Below are 19,903 nucleotides of genomic sequence, written 5' to 3'. Positions count from 1 at the left end.
CCTTCTCTCCTTAGGATTTACAGCAAATCTTCGCTCACAAAATCAACCATCGATTGAACCTTTAGCCCTTTAGGTGCGGCAGGAATCCAGTCTCTTCCATCGTTCCCGCGTTGTGAGAACTCTATCGTCTTGGTCTGACCTGGGAGAAGGTCAAAATAATTGTCAGAGAATATTCCTTCCTCTTCCGAAGTCAGGTATACACCTCTAGCCAATACATCACTGGTCACGGTGAAGCTTAATCCACCGCTCTCTGGAGTTTCCAGCACGGTAATTACTGAGCGCTGCAACGGAATTTCTTTTTCCGGAGTAAAATAATGCAGCTTGTGATCTATCACCTGGCCATCCGCCTGCAAGCCAATTCCAAGCAATACATCACCCACCCCTTGACCTTCTAGCAGCTCTGCCACAGGAGACGAGAATACGATAGCAGCAGAATCAGCTTCCAGCTCAACGGGATGTGTCCACTCTCGCAGCACCGAACCGTTAAACTGATACAAAGTAAGCACCAACTCAGCGCTCACTGCTGTTCTTAAATCAGATACGACATGAATGTCTACCTTCTCACGGTCTGTACCGTCGATAGACAACAGAACATCTTGGAAGCTTGAACGCACGGTATATTGCAGGGCTTTCCAGCGCCCGTTATAATCCATGCCCGCCCAAGAAGCCACCGGCCAGCAATCATTCATCTGCCAGTATAAAGTGCCCATACAATAAGGTTTATTTCTTCTGTGGCTTTCAATCGCGATTCGGATCGCTTCGGCCTGCAGGATTTGACTCATATATAAAAAGGCTTTGAAGTCCTTTGGCTGCGGCAGATACATATCCATATATTCTTTGATCAGCAGATTACCGCGACCATTCTTCTGATGCGCCAGCATCACCTCTGAGGTAAGCTCCAAATCCTGCTCTTCTGCATAGCTCATTACCGTTTTTAGTTCCGGGAACGACTGGAAGCCATATTCACTCATGAAGCGGCCAACCTTTGTATTATAGTTCTCAAAAGGCTCGATCCCGTGCCACACGCCCCAGTAATGCACATCCCCTTCGCCCACAATCCGTGTCGCATGCTGATTAATATCGCCAGTCAGCTCCCGCAGCGGCGAAGACGGCCAATAGTCCACACCTGGATGGAACGCGGCTACAGCCTCCGGCAGAATACGGTGGAAGATTTTAATATAATCGGCCCACATTGTCGCTCTTTGCTCAGCGCCGAGTTTTTCTTTCCAGCCCCAGCCCATATTTTCCTCGAACTGTGACCAGGCCGAATCAATCTCGTTGTTGCCACACCATAAGGCGATGCAGGGATGATTGCGCAATCTTTTGACGTTGTATTCGGCTTCTTTTTTCACATTTTCAAGGAACGCCTCGTCTCCGGGATACATACTGCAAGCGAACATAAAGTCCTGCCAGACCAGCAGTCCGTATTCATCACAGAGCTGATAAAAAATATCTTCTTCATATATACCGCCGCCCCAAACGCGCAGCATATTCATATTCGATTCTACTGCCGTGGCAATTTCATGCCGATACCGCTCCTCGGTTACTTCTGTGGTGAAGCTGTCATTTGGAATATGATTGGCACCTTTGGCGAAGACGGAAACTCCATTCAGCGCAAAAGAAAACGAAGCTCCTTTGGCATCACGCTCCCGAATCAATTCAATACTGCGGAGTCCGGTTTTTACACTTTTGCTAACCTCTACTTCCGCATTTTGTACCAATTCTGCCTGGAATGTATATAAATGAGGCTCTCCGAACCCTCTGCACCACCAGAGCTGTGGCTCGGATATAACAATATTCATCTCTAATTGCTGCATGCCTTCTTCTAAAGTAACCGCTTGCATCCACTCCAAACCATCGGCACTTATTCGCAGCATTCCCCGCCAAGCAGCTGGAGCATCCACTTCTACAATTGCGGTCAGGCGAGCTTCTTCCTTAGCAATCACATTTTGACGGATATAGAGGTCTGTAATTTGAACGGTGTCACGTCCCACCAGAGCTGCCGCACGCCATATTCCACTGGTCAAGAAACGCGGGCCCCAATCCCAGCCGTAATGATAAGGTGCTTTGCGCGCAAAAATACTAATCCGTTGTTCATCTAATCCCCCAAGCTCGGATTGATCATTCGAGGCAGGCAGCGCGTAACCCAGCTTCGCTAATTTCGGTAAATCTTCCTTAACCGCAGAGCGGAACTTCACCCGTATATTATTTTCTCCAGTCTTTAACTGATCTTTGACATCCACTTTCCATGCCAGAAACATATTATCAGCAGCGAGCACATGTACATTATTCACGTACACATCTGCATAAGTATCCAGTCCCTCAAAAACTAGCTCCGTACAAGCAAGCTCCTGCCACTCTTCCCCCAACTGCAACGAGGTTTGATATTCCCAGTCCTTCTTATCGATCCACTGTAGATCATGTTCATTTGTTCCATAAAAGGGGTCTGAAATCTTCCCGTTCTTTAGTAAATCCGTATGGACTGTACCTGGCACAGTCGCCGGAAGCCACTCCTCATCACCACAGCCTCTAAATTCCCACTTCGCAAGATTCATATGCAAATGTTTCATAATACCTCCTAAAAGTTTTGTAAGCATAGACTTCTCTGAATGACTTCGCGCAAAACTCGCTTCGAAAGCAGATGCCTAAAGTTTTGTAAGCATAGACTTCTCAAAAATAGCATAAGACTTCAATTAATTCATTGAACCCTTTTGATATTCTTTGTATTTTGTTATCTGATTGTTAGGTACATGCTAATTATAAACGCAGAAACAAAACAAATAAAGACAATAAATAATAATACAATACATTTATTAACGGCTTCGATAAAGCTATAATGTTCATGTAAACGCTAACAATAAAAACGAAAAGGGGATTAAGCTATGAGAAATAAGTTATTTTCGTTATCCTTTGTTATGATTATGGTCTTATCTTCAACACTTGCTGGCTGTGGTTCGAATAATGACAACACCACGAATAACGGTGCTGCCGCAACTGAAAAGCCCGCAGCAACTAACGCAGAGAATACCGGCGGTGACACGAATGCAACTGCCGAACCTGCAGCAGGAGCTGATATCAGCGGCAAAATCACCTTCCTAACTAACAGAACAGACATGATCGGCAAAGAATATGACGAATATTTAAAGCGCTTTAATGAAAAATACCCGAACATTAAAGTCGAATTCGAAGCTTCCCAAACCGACTATAACCAACAGGCTAAAGTCAGAATGGCCAGCGGCGAGCTTCCAGACGTTATGTTTATTCCTTCTATCCCTAACTCGGACCTGCCAAAATATTTTGCTTCACTGGATGATCTCGGCTTGAACGATCAGATCACCTTTAAAGACTTCAAATCCTTTGATGGTAAGCTTTACGGAATTACTACAGGGAACTCTACTTCCGGTATTGTTTATAACAAAACAGCATTCACTGATGCCGGCATCACCGAAACGCCTAAGACTTGGGATGAATTCCTGGCTGCCTGCGAGAAGCTGAAAGCAAAAGGTGTTATTCCAATGTCCTCTAACTTTAAAGACAAATGGCCACTTGGTACTTGGGCTTATGACACACCACGCTTAATTGAAGGCAATCCTGATTTTCCAAATGCTAAGCTGAACTCTGAAACACCATTCACTATGGACAACGGTTATGGCAAAGCCTTCAGCCTACTTAGAGAGCTCAATGAAAAAGGCTATCTGGAAAAAGACATCAACTCCACCAACTGGGAGCAATCGAAAAAGGACATCGCTTCCGGCAAATTCGCTATGTACTATCTTGGCAACTGGGTTATTAACCAAGTTATCGGAACAGGCGCTTCTTCAGACAATGTTGGCTTCTTCCCATTCCCTTATGACAATTCGGGTAAACCATCTGCTACCCTTAGCCCTGACTTCTTCTATGCCGTTGCCAAAAACAGCAAAAATTTAGAGGCAGCTAAAGCCTTCGTAAAATGGATGATTGAAGATTCAGGTTATGAGGATTTCGCCGGCTTTATCTCTCCATTAAAAGGCAAGGAATCCAATCTGACTCAGCTGAAAGAATTCCAAGCTACCGGAGTAGAACTGGTAGAAGGAACTGTTGACGATGCAAAGGTTACAGAAATCGGCAACAAGGCACAGCTGGATCTCCCTGCTGTTGTACAGGAATTTGTACTTGCCAAAGATCCACAAACCGTATTAGACAAGTGGAATAAAGCTTGGGCTAAAGCCAAGAAGGACCTCGGTTATTAATTTGAGCTTTTGATTCGAAGTACACTACGGAGCAAAATGGATTATTGCTTTTACGGATAATCCATTTTGCCTTTCCATACCACGTTTTTATGAAAGAAGGGCTAGCGATGTTCGGAACACTTTCCTATAACAAACAGAAGACGATTATCATTGTATCCTTCCTCACGATTCCTTTGTTGCTGCTCGCAACATTCACGTATTATCCGGCACTCAAGCTGATTTATTACAGCTTTACGAACTGGGATGGCTATAGCCCTGAGAAGCCTTGGGTCGGTCTCGATAATTACCGCGAAGTCTTCTCCAACCCCGATATTTTCAAGGTATTTACCCATAACTTTGCTTATTTCGCGATGGGAATTCTCCAGAATATCGTCGCTATTTATTTTGCGATTGTGCTCAATAGTAAGTTGAAAGGAAAAAATGCATTTCGAATCTTACTGTTCCTCCCTTACATTATGAACGGTGTCGCCGTCGCCTTTATGTTTGGTTATGTCTTTGACACCACCAATGGCTCTCTGAATATGTTCCTGAATAGCATCGGTCTTACCGGACTAGGACAGACCAGTTGGCTTGGAACAGAAGGACTGGTTAACTATTCTCTGGCGTCCACAGGATTTTGGCGTTTCATGGGTTATAACATGGTAATCTACATCGCCTCCTTGCAGGCCATTCCAAACGATATCTATGAGGCCTCAAAGATCGATGGTGCCGGACCTTTTCAAACACTTTGGAGAATTACTTTACCGAATATGAAGCCAGTCATCCAGCTTAACTTATTTCTTACCGTCACAGGGGCACTGGAAGTATTCGATCTCCCCTTCGTGTTGACCAAGGGCGGCCCCGCAGGCGCCAGCGAAACATACGTACAAAAAGTTGTAGATACTGCATTTGCTTACAATAATTACGGCCTCGCTTCTGCCATGAGTATTATCTTGCTTTTCTTTGTCGTCATCGTACTGTTAGTACAGCAACTAGTTCTAAGCCGGGGAGGGGACAAATAGATATGACATACTCCAAATTTCGCTTCACAGATGTTATTAAATACTTCTCGCTGCTTATCGGCGTATTTGTTGTACTCTTTCCTCCGTATGTGGTCATCGTCAATGCCTTTAAATCCACTGACGAATTTAACAGCAGCAGCTCCATGGCACTGCCAAAAAGCTTTTTGAATTTCGATAATTTCACTGCCGTTTTCCAGCGCGGGGGTCTACTTAACGGATTTGGTAATGTGTTAATCATTATAGCTATTACTTTAATTCTGAACATTCTGTTCGGCACTATGGTAGCATTTGTATTGGGACGCTTCTCTTTCAAATTGAAACCCGTTGTCTTCGGTGCATATCTAGTAGCCACCATTATTCCTAGTATCACGACACAAGTGGCGACTTTTGGTATCATCAAAAGCATGGGGCTTTACAATACACTTGGCGCCCCGATCGTGCTTTATATTGGAGCGGATGTAATTCAAATTATTTTATATCTGCAATTTATCCGTAATATTCCCGTGGATCTCGATGAAAGTGCGATGGTAGAAGGTGCCTCTCTGTTCAGAATCTATCGGTCGATTATTTTCCCTTTACTTACCCCAGCTACGGCTACTTTGATTATTCTGAAAACCATTAGCATTTACAATGACATGTACATCCCATACCTCTACATGCCGAAACAAAGCCTTGGTGTAGTTACGACGATCCTAATGCGTTTTCAAGGGGTCAATTCGGGGGAATGGAATTTAATCTGTGCGGCTATTCTGCTTATCCTGCTGCCAACAGTAATTTTATATTTCTTCCTGCAGCGTTACATCTTTGAAGGCGTAACCAGTGGAGCGGTCAAATAAGGTAGGTAGCTTATTACAGGAAAGGAACAACGCAAATGCTATCATACATCCGGTTAACTTTACGCAAAATGTGGTTGTTCCTTGCCAATCTACCGATGGAGCGCAAGCTGATTGTTATCTTTGTCTTTCTGATCTCTCTGCCGATTACTTATGTAAGTTATCTATCGTCCCGCTCCATGTTCAACTCGGTTCTTGTGAATGCGACTGACGGTGCGGGTCAAATGACATCGAATGCTTCAGATACCATCGACCGATATATTGCCGACCTCAAAAGGTATACAGCCCTGCCGCTGTATAACACCGATGTGCAAGTCTACCTGACACAGCAAAATACCGACTGGGAAAAAAATACGGGCATGGCGATGTTCCTTAGCTATTTGAATCATACTAAGGAAGAAATCATTGCCGTGTATTTGGTGGATCAGTACGGTTCTGTCTTTTATGATAAAGACGCTGGAATTAATGAACTGTATCCCGAGGAACGATTAGCCAAATGGAGAACCATGAGTGAAGATGCCGGAGCAGCGCCTGTCATTCAGGGCAGACATACGATCCGCACCAACTCGAATGTCCATAAAGAGGTCTTTAGTGTTCTGCGTACGATTAACTCTGTAAGCACATTGCAGAATATAGGAATTCTCGTTTTCGATGTAGACATCAATCTGTTTAAGGGCATTATCGATCCCGTAAATGCAGTTACGCAAGGAAACACGTTCATTGTAGATAACAACGGAGATCTGATTTATGCCAGTGAAGATTCCGCGGTTCCGAATCTGGCTGCCGATACACAAAAAACTCTGAATACAAAGCTGTTGCTGCAGCAAGTAAATCAGCAGCAGGATCATTTTCAAATAGACTTGAATGGCCAGTCTTATCTTGCAGTGTATACCGTCTCGAAACAGACCGGGTGGACCACTATGGTTACGATTCCTTTAACACGTATCCTGTCCCCTGTACAAAAGAATCGTAATACGCTTATCTTGACCACACTGATTATCATTGCTTTTGCACTTTTTGTTGCGACTATAATTTCCCATGCCCTGACCAAACCCCTTAAATCCTTGGTCCGCTTAATGAAACGGGTGCAGCATGGTAATCTGGATGTCTGGCAGCATTCCAAATATAATGATGAAATTGGGATGCTGGGCAGTCATTTTAATCGGATGATCATAAGGATCAAAGATCTGTTACAAGAAGTGTCCATCACGGAGAAACGGAAGCAAAAGGCTGATATGCGGGCGCTTCAAAACCAGATTAATCCCCATTTTATTTATAATACGCTGGAATCCATCCGCATGCTTGCAGAGAGCAATGATGATCCACGTGTGGCGAAGCTAACCTATTTACTTGGGCTTCAAATGCGTTACAGCATTGTCCGAAACGAAGAGGCTGTTACAATTAGACAAGAGCTGGATCATGTGAGAAATTATTATCAGCTGCTGGAAATCCGATTCCCAGACAAGTTCAGACTTAACATCGACGTGCCGGACGAATTCCTTCATCTTCCTGTTATTAAGCTTGTCTTTCAACCGATCGTAGAAAATGCTGTCTTTCACGGTTTGGATCAAAAGGTAGGACCGGGCACCTTGAGCATCACCGCATGGAGCGAGCATGGAGATGCCGTATTCTGTGTAGAAGATGATGGGATCGGTATGGATGAAGCCACCCTTCGTTCCTTAAACAATAGTCTGCAGACTGGAACGGACAATGAAAGGTTCGGGATTGGACTACGAAATGTAAATGAAAGAATTCGCCTGCATTACGGCAGTTCGTTTGGTCTGCTTGTTGAGAGTGAGCTTGGAATCGGCACTCGTGTTACCCTGCGCATTGCGGATATTAACGCTAAATACAGTGAAGATGAATTTATTTAGGAGAGGGGCTGCTCAGATTGCTGCGTATTGCGATTGTGGATGATGAGATCTTAATCCGCGAAGGACTGGCCCGAATGATCAGTAAAGAAAGCGCCGAATTCCTGGTCATCGGCACCTACTCCGATGGAAAACATCTATTAGATAAGTTAAGCACACTTCAACTTGATGTTGTGATTACAGATATTCGTATGCCGCAAATCAATGGCTTGGAGCTGATTAAACAGTTAAAAGCCACCCATCCGCAGATCTACTCTATTCTAATGAGTGGATTTGTTGAATTTAATTATGCCCGAGAAGCCATCCGCAGCTCAGCTGTAGACTATTTATTAAAACCAATTAATAAAGTGCAGCTGTTCGAGTTGCTTTATCGGCTAGACAAAGAACGGCAGCTCGCGCGCGACAAGGAAGAACGCCACCGTTCCGGGCTTTTATTGACAGTCTTACATATCGAAGAGCCCTCTTCCCCTCTCCTATTATCCAGCCTTACCTTGCCCCAGCCTTATTTCTCGGTCTTTGTCCTCAAAGGGAGCGCCAGAGAAACCGTCTGCTCCTGCGCAGACAGTCTGCGGCAAGAGAAGGCGTTGAGCTTCGACAGCTTGGAGATTCAAAAAGGACTCTACGTCTGGATTGTATATTCTGCTGAGCCGCTGTCAGACAACGATTTAAAAGATATCGGTGACATTATGCGGATATCTGCACACGGAAAGATCCTACATGTAGGTACCAGCGGTTGTTATAATGAGGTATCCAAGCTTAGACAGGCATACCTAGATGCTAAACAAGCCTGCAACATGGGCATATATAATCCGGGGCCTGTACATTACGCGAATATTCAGAATATTCAACAGCCGGAGATGAACCTCCTGGATCACTTTAATACAATTAGAGAACCGCTGATCCATAACCTGCAGATTCTGAATGTGACAGGCGTCTTAGAATGGATTCATGACCTGTTCTCAGTGCTGAAAGCACAACAAGCCGGTCCTGACCAAATTCTCCGGGTCTGTCGATGGGTTGAAGAAACTGCACAAAAGGAACTGCAAGAATTCGAGGCCCGCAATAAAAGTGCTCCCGACCTCAGGTTGGACGACAGAATCGCGTCCAGTATGAGCTTTTGCGACATTGAGGAGATGTTTACCGCTCATTTCACAAACATTCTGACCGAAATCAGAACCCATCGTCTGGAGATGTCCGGCACAGCCATAGAAACCATAAAACGCTGGATATCCGCTAACTATAATCAGCATGCGGATCTGAACACTTTGGCGAATATGGTTTTTTTGACTCCAAGCTATTTAAGCAAGCTGTTCAAGCAAGAGACCGGACTTACACTGACGGACTACATCACGGAAATTCGGCTGCGCAAAGCCAAACATCTACTCAAGAATGCTCCGGACCTGAAGGTTCACGAGATTGGGGCAGAGGTTGGATATGGCGATCCTGCCTACTTCAACAAGCTTTTTAAACGTGTTGTCGGGGTTACACCCAATGAATATAAACGAATTAGTATTGTATAAGGAGATCGATCACTTGCATTCAGAGCTTCAAAGAAATAGCGAAAATCATGAAATAACCGTCTACGACACAACAGAACTATATGGTGAAAAAGGCTCCTTCCGTGTTATGCAGTTCTCGAATCATGCCACTCAAGGTGCGATGGATCTTAATGACCCGCAACGAGTTCTCTTTGAATATCCGCGGGCCATCATTCACTTCATGGAGTTCAACCTCCCTTCTTTTGAGGATGTTTTTCTTATTGGGCATGGAATTGGAACAATTGCCGGACATTTTCCGGACAAAAGATTTAAAGTAGCCGAGCTAGACAAACAAGTAGTCGAATTAAGCCGCCGCTGCTTTGGATATAGTCAAGATAACGTAGTGATCGGTGACGGACGTCAGATCCTTGAAGGCGAAGACCCGCAGGTATATGATTACATCATTTTGGATGCCTTTACTGCCGCTGGTACACCAAGGCATTTGATCTCCCGTGAATTTTTCAGTATTACCCGTTCGAAGTTGACCACAAGCGGATATATTCTCATGAATCTAATGGGAAAAGGTGAAAATGACCCGCTGATCAACGCGATTTATACGACGCTAGCCGAAGAGTACGCCTATATCAGAGCCTTTTCCCTGCCTTCAGAAGGGGCCGCCGATATCCAAAATATCATTATGGTTGGCGGCAGCACCCCTATCCGCTTTCAAGCCCGCCATTTGGCTGGCTTCAAAGAAATACAGCTGGGACAAGGATATCTGATTCAGGATTAAATCAGGATTAACTATAAAAAATGACCTCATCCTCCACTTCACTGTGGATTTCGAGGTCATTTTTGGGTTGTTTTCATACGGCACCATTTAAACCGGATTAGGCACAAAGCTGCCACCACGGCAATATTTCAAGTAATTCAATGCATGCACCTGGCCGGTCATTTCCAGCTCATCACGATACACTGGATCATGCCAGCCTTCGATATCAATCGTACCTTTATAACCCGCTTGGCGCAGGATGGTGATTACATCTACCCAATTGGTATCCCCGAAGCCAGGGGTTCGGTCCCATACATAAGGTTTGGGGCCATGAATACCGTATTCCTTGACGATGTCCCAAGCGATGGTCGCATCCTTGCCATGCACATGGAATACTTTATCCATCCATTTGCGCAGCTGCGGAAGCGGATCAATCAATGCGATCATCTGGTGGCAAGGCTCCCATTCCAATCCCAGATTATCCGCCGGAACGGCATTGAACATCTTCTCCCAGGCCGAAGGATTGTGAGCGATGTTCCACTCTCCGCTCTGCCAGTTTCCGCCCATAGCGCAATTCTCAAAAGCAATCCGCAGGCCACGATCTGCCGCTCTCTTCGCCAATTCTCCGAACACCTCTGTAAACTTCGGGATGGACTCGTCAATGGACAAGCCTGGCAATCGGCCGGTGAACCCGCCTATAATATCTGTGCCAAATAAATGTGCATGATCAATCAGCCGCTCCCAGCTGGCCAATGTGTCGGCATTGTCGCCGCTGCCATTCAGCGGATTGCCATAGATGCCCACAGAAGAGATGACAAAATCATGTTCAGCAGCTAACTCCCTCAGTCGTGCAGCCGTTTCTATCAAATCGGTTTCGCCGGTGGTCTGCCAAAAATTCAGATTAAATGATTCAAATCCATGCCCCACAATTTGTGGAATGACCTTAACGGCTTCTCCACCACGAACAATCGTACCTATTCTCAGTGTATCTTGCATTTGGGTTCCACTCCAATAAAGGTTTATAGTGTGATCTTAACGAGGTTTAATCATCTTGCAGGAACCACGCTTGAGCAATACCGCATCATAGACAATATGCTGATGGTTTGACCGTCCGGAAATGAGGTCGAAGAGAACACCTACACTGGATAAGGCCATTTCCGTACCCGGCTGGCTGATTGTATCAAGAGAAGGATGATAATATTCAGCCATCTCGATCCCGTCAAAGCCAATGATCGAAATGTCATCAGGGATAGATAACCCCGCGGTAAGCACCGCTTTGGCAGCACCGATGGCAATCGTGTCGGAAGCGGCAAATATAGCTGTAATTCCCTTATTCTTGTTGAGCAGTCTTCGCGCAGCATTAAATCCCGAGCTGGGACTGTATTCACAATCCTCAACCAACCCTGAATCATAGGGCAGACCCTGCTCTTCGAGTGCTTTTTTGTAGCCTAAATACCGCCGGTTGCCCGTGGTTTCATCCAATAATGGAGACTTGGCTAAAAAGCCGATATTCGTATGACCTAATGAGATCAAATAATTGGTAGCCTTATAGGCTTCCTTCGTTTCATTGATAATAACGCTGGAAAAAATAAGCGGGTTCACCTCCTGCGTTGAGGTGATCGTTGTCAGCACAAACGGAACCGTCAGCTGTTTGAACTTCTCTTCAGAATGATCATAGGTTCCACCCATGAAGATAATCCCACACAGATTCTTCTCCTTCACCAGTTGAATTGCAGCATTGATTTCATCGGTCCCATCCTCTACTTGCTGGATAAGAAACGGGTAGCCCCGCAGATTGACCTGCCGTTCAATTTCTCTGATCATATTAGAGAAAAAAGGATTGGTAATCCCCTTGACCATAAGTGCAATGTTCTTAGATTGTGTAGTTTTCAAATTCCGCGCGTTGGAATTGGGAATATAATTGTATTCCTTAACCACACTCATCACTTTCTCACGTGTAGACTTGCTCACCGGTCCCTTGTTATTGATTACCCTGGAGACCGTCGAGATGCCCACACCGGAAATCCGCGCGATATCCTTGATATTTACATCCACTTTACTCCCCCATTTATGGGTAAAGGAGCTATATCGAATTATAGCTCCCTTACACCCCTTAACTTTCTTTAGTTGACAGGAACAAACGCAGCCAATTGCTTCTCTACTTCGGCAATGACCTTGTCAACTCCTGCTTTTTTCAACTGATCACGGTACTCCGCAACAGCTGCTTTTGGATCTTTGCTTGTTTTACCAAGCATCAATTGAATACCGAGCTGTGAATTCACGTTGGAAATCGAAGCAATTTCAGTTGTAACATTGGTTGGATCAAAGCTGAAGCCATTGTAAGGATCATCGATAGCCACTTTATCCCATTCTGCGAATAAGGAGTTACGGATTGGGTTTTCTGTATCCGTAGGAACTACGAATTTGTCATTACGAAGTGACCAAGCAGCGAAACCTCCGCCGTCCGTTTTATCGTTGAAGCCTGCAGGCTGCTTTTTAACACCATTTTCCATCACATATTGTTTGCCTTCAATACCGTTTTGGATGAGGTTGTAGTAGCTTTCATCGGTCATGAACTTCTCGATCACCATCAGAGCGCGCTCTGGATTAGCTGAGTTCGTGCTGATTACAGTCGAGTTGTCAACGCCCATCTTACGTTTGATCTTCTTATTAGCTTCCGCAAAAGTAAAGAAGTAAGGATCTGATTCCGGTTGCGCCTTCAAATCCGCACCGTATTGGCCGATCCAGTCCTGAGCATGAGTCAAATAACCTGCGGAGTTAGCTGCTCTGAAGTTATCCTTGCTGCCTAGGGTTGCAGACAGCACATCTTTACTCCAGTAACCCTTATCCGCCCATTCACGCATCTTCACAGCCCAATCTTCAAATTCCTGAGTGAAAGCTGGATGGAAGACGGTCTTGTAGTCCTCTGGACTTTTGGTCACAAGATTCAGCTCATTCAAAGATATACCAGGAGCGTTAAGCCACATCCCTGTAGTATCTACGAGCATTCTGAACATATTGGCTGCATCTTCTGCCTTGCCGTTAATTGGTGGGAAGGACTCATTAGCAACCACATTATCCATGTATTTAACCATATCATCAATGGAAGTGATTTTGTCCATTCCATATTTCTTCAGCAAGTCAGAACGATAGGCATAACCGGCAGGTGTGTATTCGCTATAAAGACTTGGTACACCGTAAATTTTGCCTTTGTATTTTGTATTCTCCCACACACTTTCCGGGATTTCCGCTTTTAGCTTAGGAGCAACTTTATCCAGCATATCTGTAAGGTCCACTAGAGCGCCTTCACTAGCCAATGTGAAATAAGACACCGGAGCTCCGGGAGATGCATGCGACATATCAAATTCTTCGCCTGAAGCAAATAGCAGCGGGTACTTAGTAGCGATATCCGGCCAGTCAATATACTTCACTTCAATCGTAGCGTTTAGATCAGCCTTGAGCTTCTTGTTAATCTCAGCGAGGATTTCTTTATTTTTAACTCCTTCGCTGCCCCACAGGTAGTACACCAGCTTAGCTTCCTTGGAAGTATCCACTCCGCCTGCATTGGCTGAAGCCTCTGGAGCTTTCGTGGCTGCCGGATCATTACTCGGCTCATTGTTGTTCTTGGATGTGCAGGCTGTCAGTGCTCCAGTAAGCATGAGGACAGCAATTAAAGAAGACGCGATCTTTTTACCTTTCATTTAGGTAAGCCTCCCTTTTCTCTTCTATTTATGAAACTTTCATTTATAATAAACGCTCTTCGAAAAGAAGATTGCGTCCATTAACCCTTTACAGCCCCGATGGTGAGGCCTGTTACGAAATAACGCTGTACAAATGGATACAGGAGAATAATCGGTCCAGTGGCCAGCACAGCTGTAGCCATCTTGATGGATTGCGTCGGAAGATCAGCAGTATTGATGACCGCTCCCGAGTTGATTAGCGCTCCTAAGTTCGTCTGATTGACCATTCGCTGCAAAAAGTATTGGAGCGGATATTTCGTCGGACTGTCAATATACAACATCCCGTTATACCACTCATTCCAAAAGCCTAGTGCTGAGAAAAGTCCAATAGTAGCCAAGGATGGAACCGCCAGCGGAATAAATATCCGCCAATAGATGCGAAAGTCACCAGCACCGTCAATGGTAGCGGATTCATATAAGGAATCCGGAATCGCCTTCATGAAATTACGCATCAGGAAGATGGACCATGCACCAACTACACCCGGAAGAATCATGGCGAATAAGCTGTCCTTCATATGCAGGTGCTTAACCATCAGGATGTATGTCGGAATCAAGCCGCCACTGAATAGTGTTGTAAAGTAAATCAAGAAGGAAAAGAAGTTGCGGTACTTGAAATCCTTACGGTTGAGCACGAATCCGGCCATCGACATCATAAACAGTCCGAGTACCGTACCCACTACGGTGATGAAGATAGTTACCTGATAAGCATTCACCAGCTGAGTAGAGTTGTTGAATAGCATCTCGTAAGCCTTAAAGGAAAATGCCTTCGGCAGCAGCTTGTAGCCTTCACGAACAATTTCCTGCTCGTTCATGAACGATGAGGAGATCATCAACGCGAAGGGAAATAAACAGAATAGCGCAAAGATAGCGATACAGATATAACTGACTGCTTTTATGAGAATGCTTCCGGAATCCTGTTTGATTGTACTCTTTTCCATATTTATCACCCCTGTTTCGTGTCTAGTCTTAGAACAAAGCGCTGTCCGGTTCTACCTTGCGTACAATAAAGTTAACTACAAGCACCAGGATCAGACCGAATAAGGATTGGTAGAAGCCCACTGCGGCACCCATAGAGAAGTTGAATTGTCCCACCAGTGAACGGAAGACATAGGTATCGATGATATCTGTCTGCGGATACAGTACAGAGTTCGTACCGATCAGATTATAGAAAAGGTCAAAGGATCCCTTGAGAATTCCACCCATACCGAACAGTAGAAGCAGAATAAAGGTTGGCTTCAGAATCGGCAAGGTCATATAACGGATTCGCTGCCAGGTAGTCGCTCCATCCATATAAGCAGCCTCGTACAGATCATGATTAATCCCTGTGATCGTTGCCAGATAAACAATCATTCCATATCCGGTACCCGCCCAGATCTTGAAAGCCACAATAATATATTTCCAGATGCCCGGATCGGAATAGAACTCGTAACGGTCTAGCCCCATTCCAGTTAACATCGTATTGATAAACCCGGAATTGAAATTGAATATATTGTAGGCAAACACACCGACGATAACCATGGAGATGAAATTCGGTAACAGGATAACGGATTGTGATATTTTTTTGAACCACTTGCCTGAGATCTCAGACAACATAATTGCAAATACTATTTGAATGATATTACCTAAAGCCAGAAAGACGATATTATAGAGCAGCGTATTCTTGGTAATATTCCATAGATCCCCATTTTGAACCAGAAACTCAAAGTTCTTGAGGCCGATAAAGTTACTTCCAAAAATCCCCTTATTGAGCTTGTAATCTACAAATGCGACGTAAGCTCCAGGCATTACAGCATAGTGAAAGATAACGAAATATACGATTACAGGCAGCAACATTAGAAAAAGAACTTTGTTCTTAATGACTTCCCGAACAATGTTTCCACCCACAAGCTTCAGTCTCGCCAAAGTGCCCACCTCCAATTTGAAAGATGCATTCAGTCACATGCATAAATTACCTTCCTTTCTTGTCCAGCAGCCAGAATAAAAACAGTTTGCCCAACCTTCATAAAAAAGTGTATCGAGTGTTGTAGAAACGTTTCCAGTGTTTCTGTAAAACTCTCTGTGTGAGAAGCATACTCCCAAAATGTATGCGCTGTCAATTCATTTTATTTTTGAATTACAAGTACTAAAGTTACATATTTCACGTAAAAAAATATAAATTAGCTGTTTTTCCAAAGGCGATTGACTTTTTTTGGTGTTCAGACTAATATCGAGGTGTATCGTTTGTGGAAACGTTTTTATACTTTTCTTTCATAGACATGTCAGTCTCCATATGTAACATCTTAATGATGCAATCCTCTTCTGATTTAATTTATGCCTCATCCCTGTATCCGAAGAGAGAAATGCTATGATTTTCACAACAAATGAACCTGATTATAGCTCAGGCCCATTCCGCATCTCGGAGCTGTGTGCCAGGAGAGTAAACGGTTCACTCCCATCCTTATCGCCTATCTAACGTAAGTTTTGCTAATAAAATCATGCTTACGCTGCCCGGCGGGGAACTACACATCTATTTAACAAACTAACTTTCAATGCGCTCACGAGGAAGGAGTTAACCATGACTAAAACGTTTATCCAAGATCTTGTGAACGATATGACCCTGGACGAAAAGCTGGCCCAATTAACCCAGCTAGGTCCTCACTATTGGGGTTTGGACGATACCGTGGATTTAACCGGACCATTTAAGGAACTGAACATTAAACCGCAGGTAATGGAGAGCATCGGAAGTGTTCTGAACGGTATTGGAGCCCGGAATGTAATCGAGCAACAGACCCGACATTTGCAAACCAGCCGACAAAAGATTCCTCTGCTCTTCATGGCGGATGTCATTCACGGCTACCGGACCATCCTCCCTATTCCGCTGGCCATGGGCAGCAGCTTTGACCTTGAAGCCTGTGAAAGGTTTGCTGAAATCGCCGCCAAGGAGAGTGCGGCTGCCGGCATTCACGTCACCTTCTCGCCCATGACTGATCTCGTACGCGACCCGCGCTGGGGACGTGTCATGGAGACATCTGGTGAGGATCCCTATCTGAATGCCCGTGTCACCGAAAGTATGGTGCGGGGTTATCAGGGCAAGGACCTAAAAGAAAAAGGACGCATCGCCGCCTGTGTGAAGCACTTCGCTGGTTATGGTGCTCCCGAAGGCGGACGGGAATACAACACGGTGGATATGTCTTCCGGCGTATTGCGTGAGTTCTACCTGCCAGCCTATAAGGCTGCCGTAGATGCTGGTGTGGCCATGGTGATGGCCGCATTTAATACCATTGACCGTATCCCGGCAAGTGGTAATTCCGAGCTTCTTCGCGGGATTTTACGGGAAGAATGGGGCTTCAACGGCGTTACCATCGCCGATTTCAATTCCGTTAATGAGCTGATTCCCCATGGCGCCGCGATAGATGGCCGTGAGGCAGCCGAGAAAAGTCTGGCTGCTGGGCTGGATATTGAGATGATGTCCACTCACTATCTAAACCACGGCGCTGCTCTGGTCGAGGAAGGAAAGCTTGATATCGCCTTGATCGATGAAGCTGTTATCCGGGTGCTTGAGCTCAAGGACGCGCTTGGCTTGTTCGATAATCCATTTAAGGATGCAGATCCGCTGGTGGATGAGGCTCCGAAACCTAGCGCGGAGCATCTGCAGGCCGCACGGGAGCTTGGAGCTAGCTCAGTTGTACTGCTCAAAAACGACAATGATGCTTTGCCCCTTAAACGTGGCATGAAGATTGGTCTGGCTGGTCCTTTCGCCACCTCCATTCATGTGCTGGGCGGTTGGGCCGGGACAGAAAAAGATCCGGCTGTATCACTCTACACCGGCATTTCGCAAAAAACATCTGCCGAAAATATTTTTACGGCCATGACTGGTGAGCTGGGAAGCATGCTTGAGGGTGTTTTTGATGTGGAGGATGAAATTGAAGACGCCTACCAGGCGCTGAAGGATTGTGATGTAATTCTCGCCGCTGTCGGTGAGAATCAGCAGGATACCGGGGAAGGAGGAAGCAAATCCAATCTCCGCCTATCAGCCAATCAGGAGAAGCTGATCTGGCGTCTGAAGGATACCGGAAAAAAGGTCGTCACCATTGTATTCAGCGGCAGACCACTGGAGCTGAAACCCGTTCTTGATGCCAGCGACGCTCTGCTGCAGGCTTGGTTTCTGGGTACAGAGTCAGGAAATTCGCTGGCCGATGTGCTGTTCGGAGATTATAATCCTTCCGGACGTTTATCGATGAGCTTCCCCTACTCGGTTGGGCAAATTCCTGTCTACTACAATGCTTATCAAACGGGACGTCCTTATGATCCTATGTATCCTAATGTGCGTTATGTGACCCGTTATCTGGACTGCCCGAATGACCCGCTGTTCTGTTTTGGTTATGGCCTGAGCTATTCCAAGTTTGCTTACAACAGCTTCAATGTTGAAGCTGCGGATCGGGTTGTTGCCTCCATTGAAGTTGAGAATACTTCGGACATCGCCGGCAAGGAAACCGTTCAGCTCTACATCCACGACGTCAGCGCAAGTGTCGTGCGCCCGGTCAAGGAACTGAAAGGCTTCCAGCAGATTACACTCGCACCGCATGAGAAACAGGTGGTTTCCTTCGAAATCACCAGAGAAATGTTAATGTTCTACGGAAAAGACGATCAGTTGGTCTTCGAGCCTGGGGAATATGATATTATGATCGGTAGAAACTCTGGAGATCATTGCACTCAGCGGATCTGGATCGGCTGACCTGCGTATAGCTATGCTTCTAACGACGTCATCCCTCAACGCCCTCTTGGCGCAATGAGGGGTTGGCGCCTCCACAGCTTGCTATTCAATATTCGATAGTAAGGGAGATTATTCTAATGAGACACAGTTTATCATTTCAGCAAGATGGCACTTTTAAAATCGTACAATTTACAGATCTGCACTGGATGGATGGAAGAGCTGAGGATCAGCTTACCGAGGCACTGATGGAACGCATTCTGGATGCGGAACAACCTGATCTTGTGGTTTTCACGGGAGATCTTATTTACACGGGTCCTGTATCACCGGGAAACAAGGCATGCGAGCACCCCGCACAAGCTTTTCGTGAAGCTGTCGCTGCCGTGGAGAGATCCGGCATCCCTTGGACCTTTGTATTTGGCAACCATGACACAGAAACTCTGATTTCAAAGAGTGAACTGATGCAAATTGCCCTGGAACATCCCCACTGCCTGACCGAAGCCGGTCCAGAAGAGCTGGAAGGCTCGGGCAATTACACTCTTGAAATTAAAGATCAGGAGGACGACTCGGCTGCTATTTTGTATTTTCTGGACTCTGGCGGCTACTCCGAATATGAGGATATCCCGGGCTACAATTGGGTTGGGCGGAATCAGATCAACTGGCTGACGGCTGAATCTGCGCGGCTGAATCCGAAGACTACTGAGAACAGGCTGCCTGCCTTGGCTTTCTTCCATATTCCAATTCCCGAATATCGGGATGTCTGGTCTACACAAGTCTGTCATGGGCATAAGTTTGAGCGTGTATGCTCACCTGAGGTGAACTCGGGCTTATTCTCGGCTTTGCTGGAAATGGGTGATGTGCTTGGCACCTTCTGCGGACATGACCATATCAACGATTTTAGCGGCAGCCTGTATGGCATACGTCTTTCTTATGGCCGTGCTACCGGCTACAATACTTATGGAAAAGAAGGCTTTATGCGGGGAGCACGCGTCATCGAACTGGTCAAAGGCACTCAAGACTTCAATACCTGGCTTCGTCTTGATGACGGATCCGTTATAAATGAACAGCCGATTCATATGCCTGAACCTGCTGCCGATTCAGGACATTAATCTTTTATAGGATTAAATTTTAATAGTGATTAAATGAACCAGTGCGCAGATGTTACGCTGGTTCATTTTTTTGTGCAAATATTAGCTTGTCTCCATATTCCCCATTACATCACTTTTTTTGTTAAAATAGAGAAGTCGACGTATTAAGCACTACAGCGTCAGTCATGGAAACGGAGGCAA

General features: G+C 45.4%; 14 protein-coding genes. 8 read left to right on the top strand and 6 right to left on the bottom strand.

Translation table 11 applies throughout. The features are described from left to right. Positions 1–17: 17 nt before the first annotated feature. Positions 18–2,570, bottom strand: a complete 2,553-nt coding sequence (locus tag NST94_RS04305; protein WP_339281709.1) for a glycoside hydrolase family 2 protein — start codon at positions 2,568–2,570, stop codon at positions 18–20. A 312-nt stretch (positions 2,571–2,882) separates the two neighbouring features. On the opposite strand from NST94_RS04305, the gene NST94_RS04300 reads away from it, so the two are divergent. From NST94_RS04300 to NST94_RS04275, 6 genes are all read left to right on the top strand, one after another. After that, positions 2,883–4,229, top strand: coding sequence for an extracellular solute-binding protein (locus NST94_RS04300; RefSeq protein WP_339281708.1), 1,347 nt, complete (start codon positions 2,883–2,885; stop codon positions 4,227–4,229). 107 nt (positions 4,230–4,336) lie between these two features. Continuing rightward, positions 4,337–5,230: a sugar ABC transporter permease gene (locus NST94_RS04295; RefSeq protein WP_076105422.1), complete on the top strand. Its 894-nt coding sequence runs from the start codon at positions 4,337–4,339 to the stop codon at positions 5,228–5,230. A gap of 2 nt (positions 5,231–5,232) precedes the next feature. After that, complete coding sequence (locus NST94_RS04290) at positions 5,233–6,066, top strand: carbohydrate ABC transporter permease (RefSeq protein ID WP_076130664.1); 834 nt, start codon at positions 5,233–5,235, stop codon at positions 6,064–6,066. A 35-nt stretch (positions 6,067–6,101) separates the two neighbouring features. Beyond that, positions 6,102–7,937, top strand: coding sequence for a sensor histidine kinase (locus tag NST94_RS04285; protein ID WP_339281707.1), 1,836 nt, complete (start codon positions 6,102–6,104; stop codon positions 7,935–7,937). Positions 7,938–7,954: 17 nt separating this feature from the next. Next, positions 7,955–9,454, top strand: coding sequence for a response regulator (locus NST94_RS04280; protein ID WP_339281706.1), 1,500 nt, complete (start codon positions 7,955–7,957; stop codon positions 9,452–9,454). After that, positions 9,426–10,205, top strand: coding sequence for a fused MFS/spermidine synthase (locus tag NST94_RS04275; protein WP_339281705.1), 780 nt, complete (start codon positions 9,426–9,428; stop codon positions 10,203–10,205). Before NST94_RS04280 ends, NST94_RS04275 begins: the two co-directional genes overlap by 29 nt. Positions 10,206–10,292: 87 nt before the next feature. Here the strand turns inward: NST94_RS04275 and NST94_RS04270 are convergent, their stop codons facing one another. The 5 genes from NST94_RS04270 to NST94_RS04250 form a co-directional block, all read right to left on the bottom strand. After that, on the bottom strand, positions 10,293–11,180 hold the full coding sequence (locus NST94_RS04270) for a sugar phosphate isomerase/epimerase family protein (protein ID WP_076310568.1): 888 nt from the start codon (positions 11,178–11,180) through the stop codon (positions 10,293–10,295). 36 nt (positions 11,181–11,216) lie between these two features. After that, the gene (locus NST94_RS04265) at positions 11,217–12,239 is read right to left on the bottom strand and encodes a LacI family DNA-binding transcriptional regulator (protein ID WP_036686912.1); all 1,023 of its coding nucleotides are present in this window, start codon (positions 12,237–12,239) and stop codon (positions 11,217–11,219) included. A gap of 68 nt (positions 12,240–12,307) precedes the next feature. Beyond that, positions 12,308–13,885: a DUF3502 domain-containing protein gene (locus NST94_RS04260; RefSeq protein WP_076105428.1), complete on the bottom strand. Its 1,578-nt coding sequence runs from the start codon at positions 13,883–13,885 to the stop codon at positions 12,308–12,310. A gap of 80 nt (positions 13,886–13,965) precedes the next feature. Beyond that, the gene (locus NST94_RS04255; protein ID WP_076105429.1) at positions 13,966–14,862 is read right to left on the bottom strand and encodes a carbohydrate ABC transporter permease; all 897 of its coding nucleotides are present in this window, start codon (positions 14,860–14,862) and stop codon (positions 13,966–13,968) included. 28 nt (positions 14,863–14,890) lie between these two features. Continuing rightward, positions 14,891–15,835 carry an ABC transporter permease subunit gene (locus NST94_RS04250; RefSeq protein ID WP_305953532.1) on the bottom strand — a complete coding sequence of 315 codons (945 nt, stop codon included), beginning with the start codon at positions 15,833–15,835 and terminating at the stop codon, positions 14,891–14,893. A 643-nt stretch (positions 15,836–16,478) separates the two neighbouring features. Here NST94_RS04250 and bglX point away from each other — a divergent pair. Both bglX and NST94_RS04240 read left to right on the top strand, forming a co-directional pair. Then, positions 16,479–18,638, top strand: coding sequence for a beta-glucosidase BglX (bglX, locus tag NST94_RS04245; RefSeq protein ID WP_339281704.1), 2,160 nt, complete (start codon positions 16,479–16,481; stop codon positions 18,636–18,638). Positions 18,639–18,754: 116 nt separating this feature from the next. Continuing rightward, the gene (locus tag NST94_RS04240; protein WP_076310567.1) at positions 18,755–19,723 is read left to right on the top strand and encodes a metallophosphoesterase family protein; all 969 of its coding nucleotides are present in this window, start codon (positions 18,755–18,757) and stop codon (positions 19,721–19,723) included. Positions 19,724–19,903 lie beyond the last annotated feature (180 nt).

Source organism: Paenibacillus sp. FSL H8-0282, from assembly GCF_037963825.1.
In the GTDB taxonomy this organism is placed as follows: domain Bacteria; phylum Bacillota; class Bacilli; order Paenibacillales; family Paenibacillaceae; genus Paenibacillus_AQ; species Paenibacillus_AQ odorifer.
This window is presented reverse-complemented; position numbering and strand designations above follow the sequence as displayed.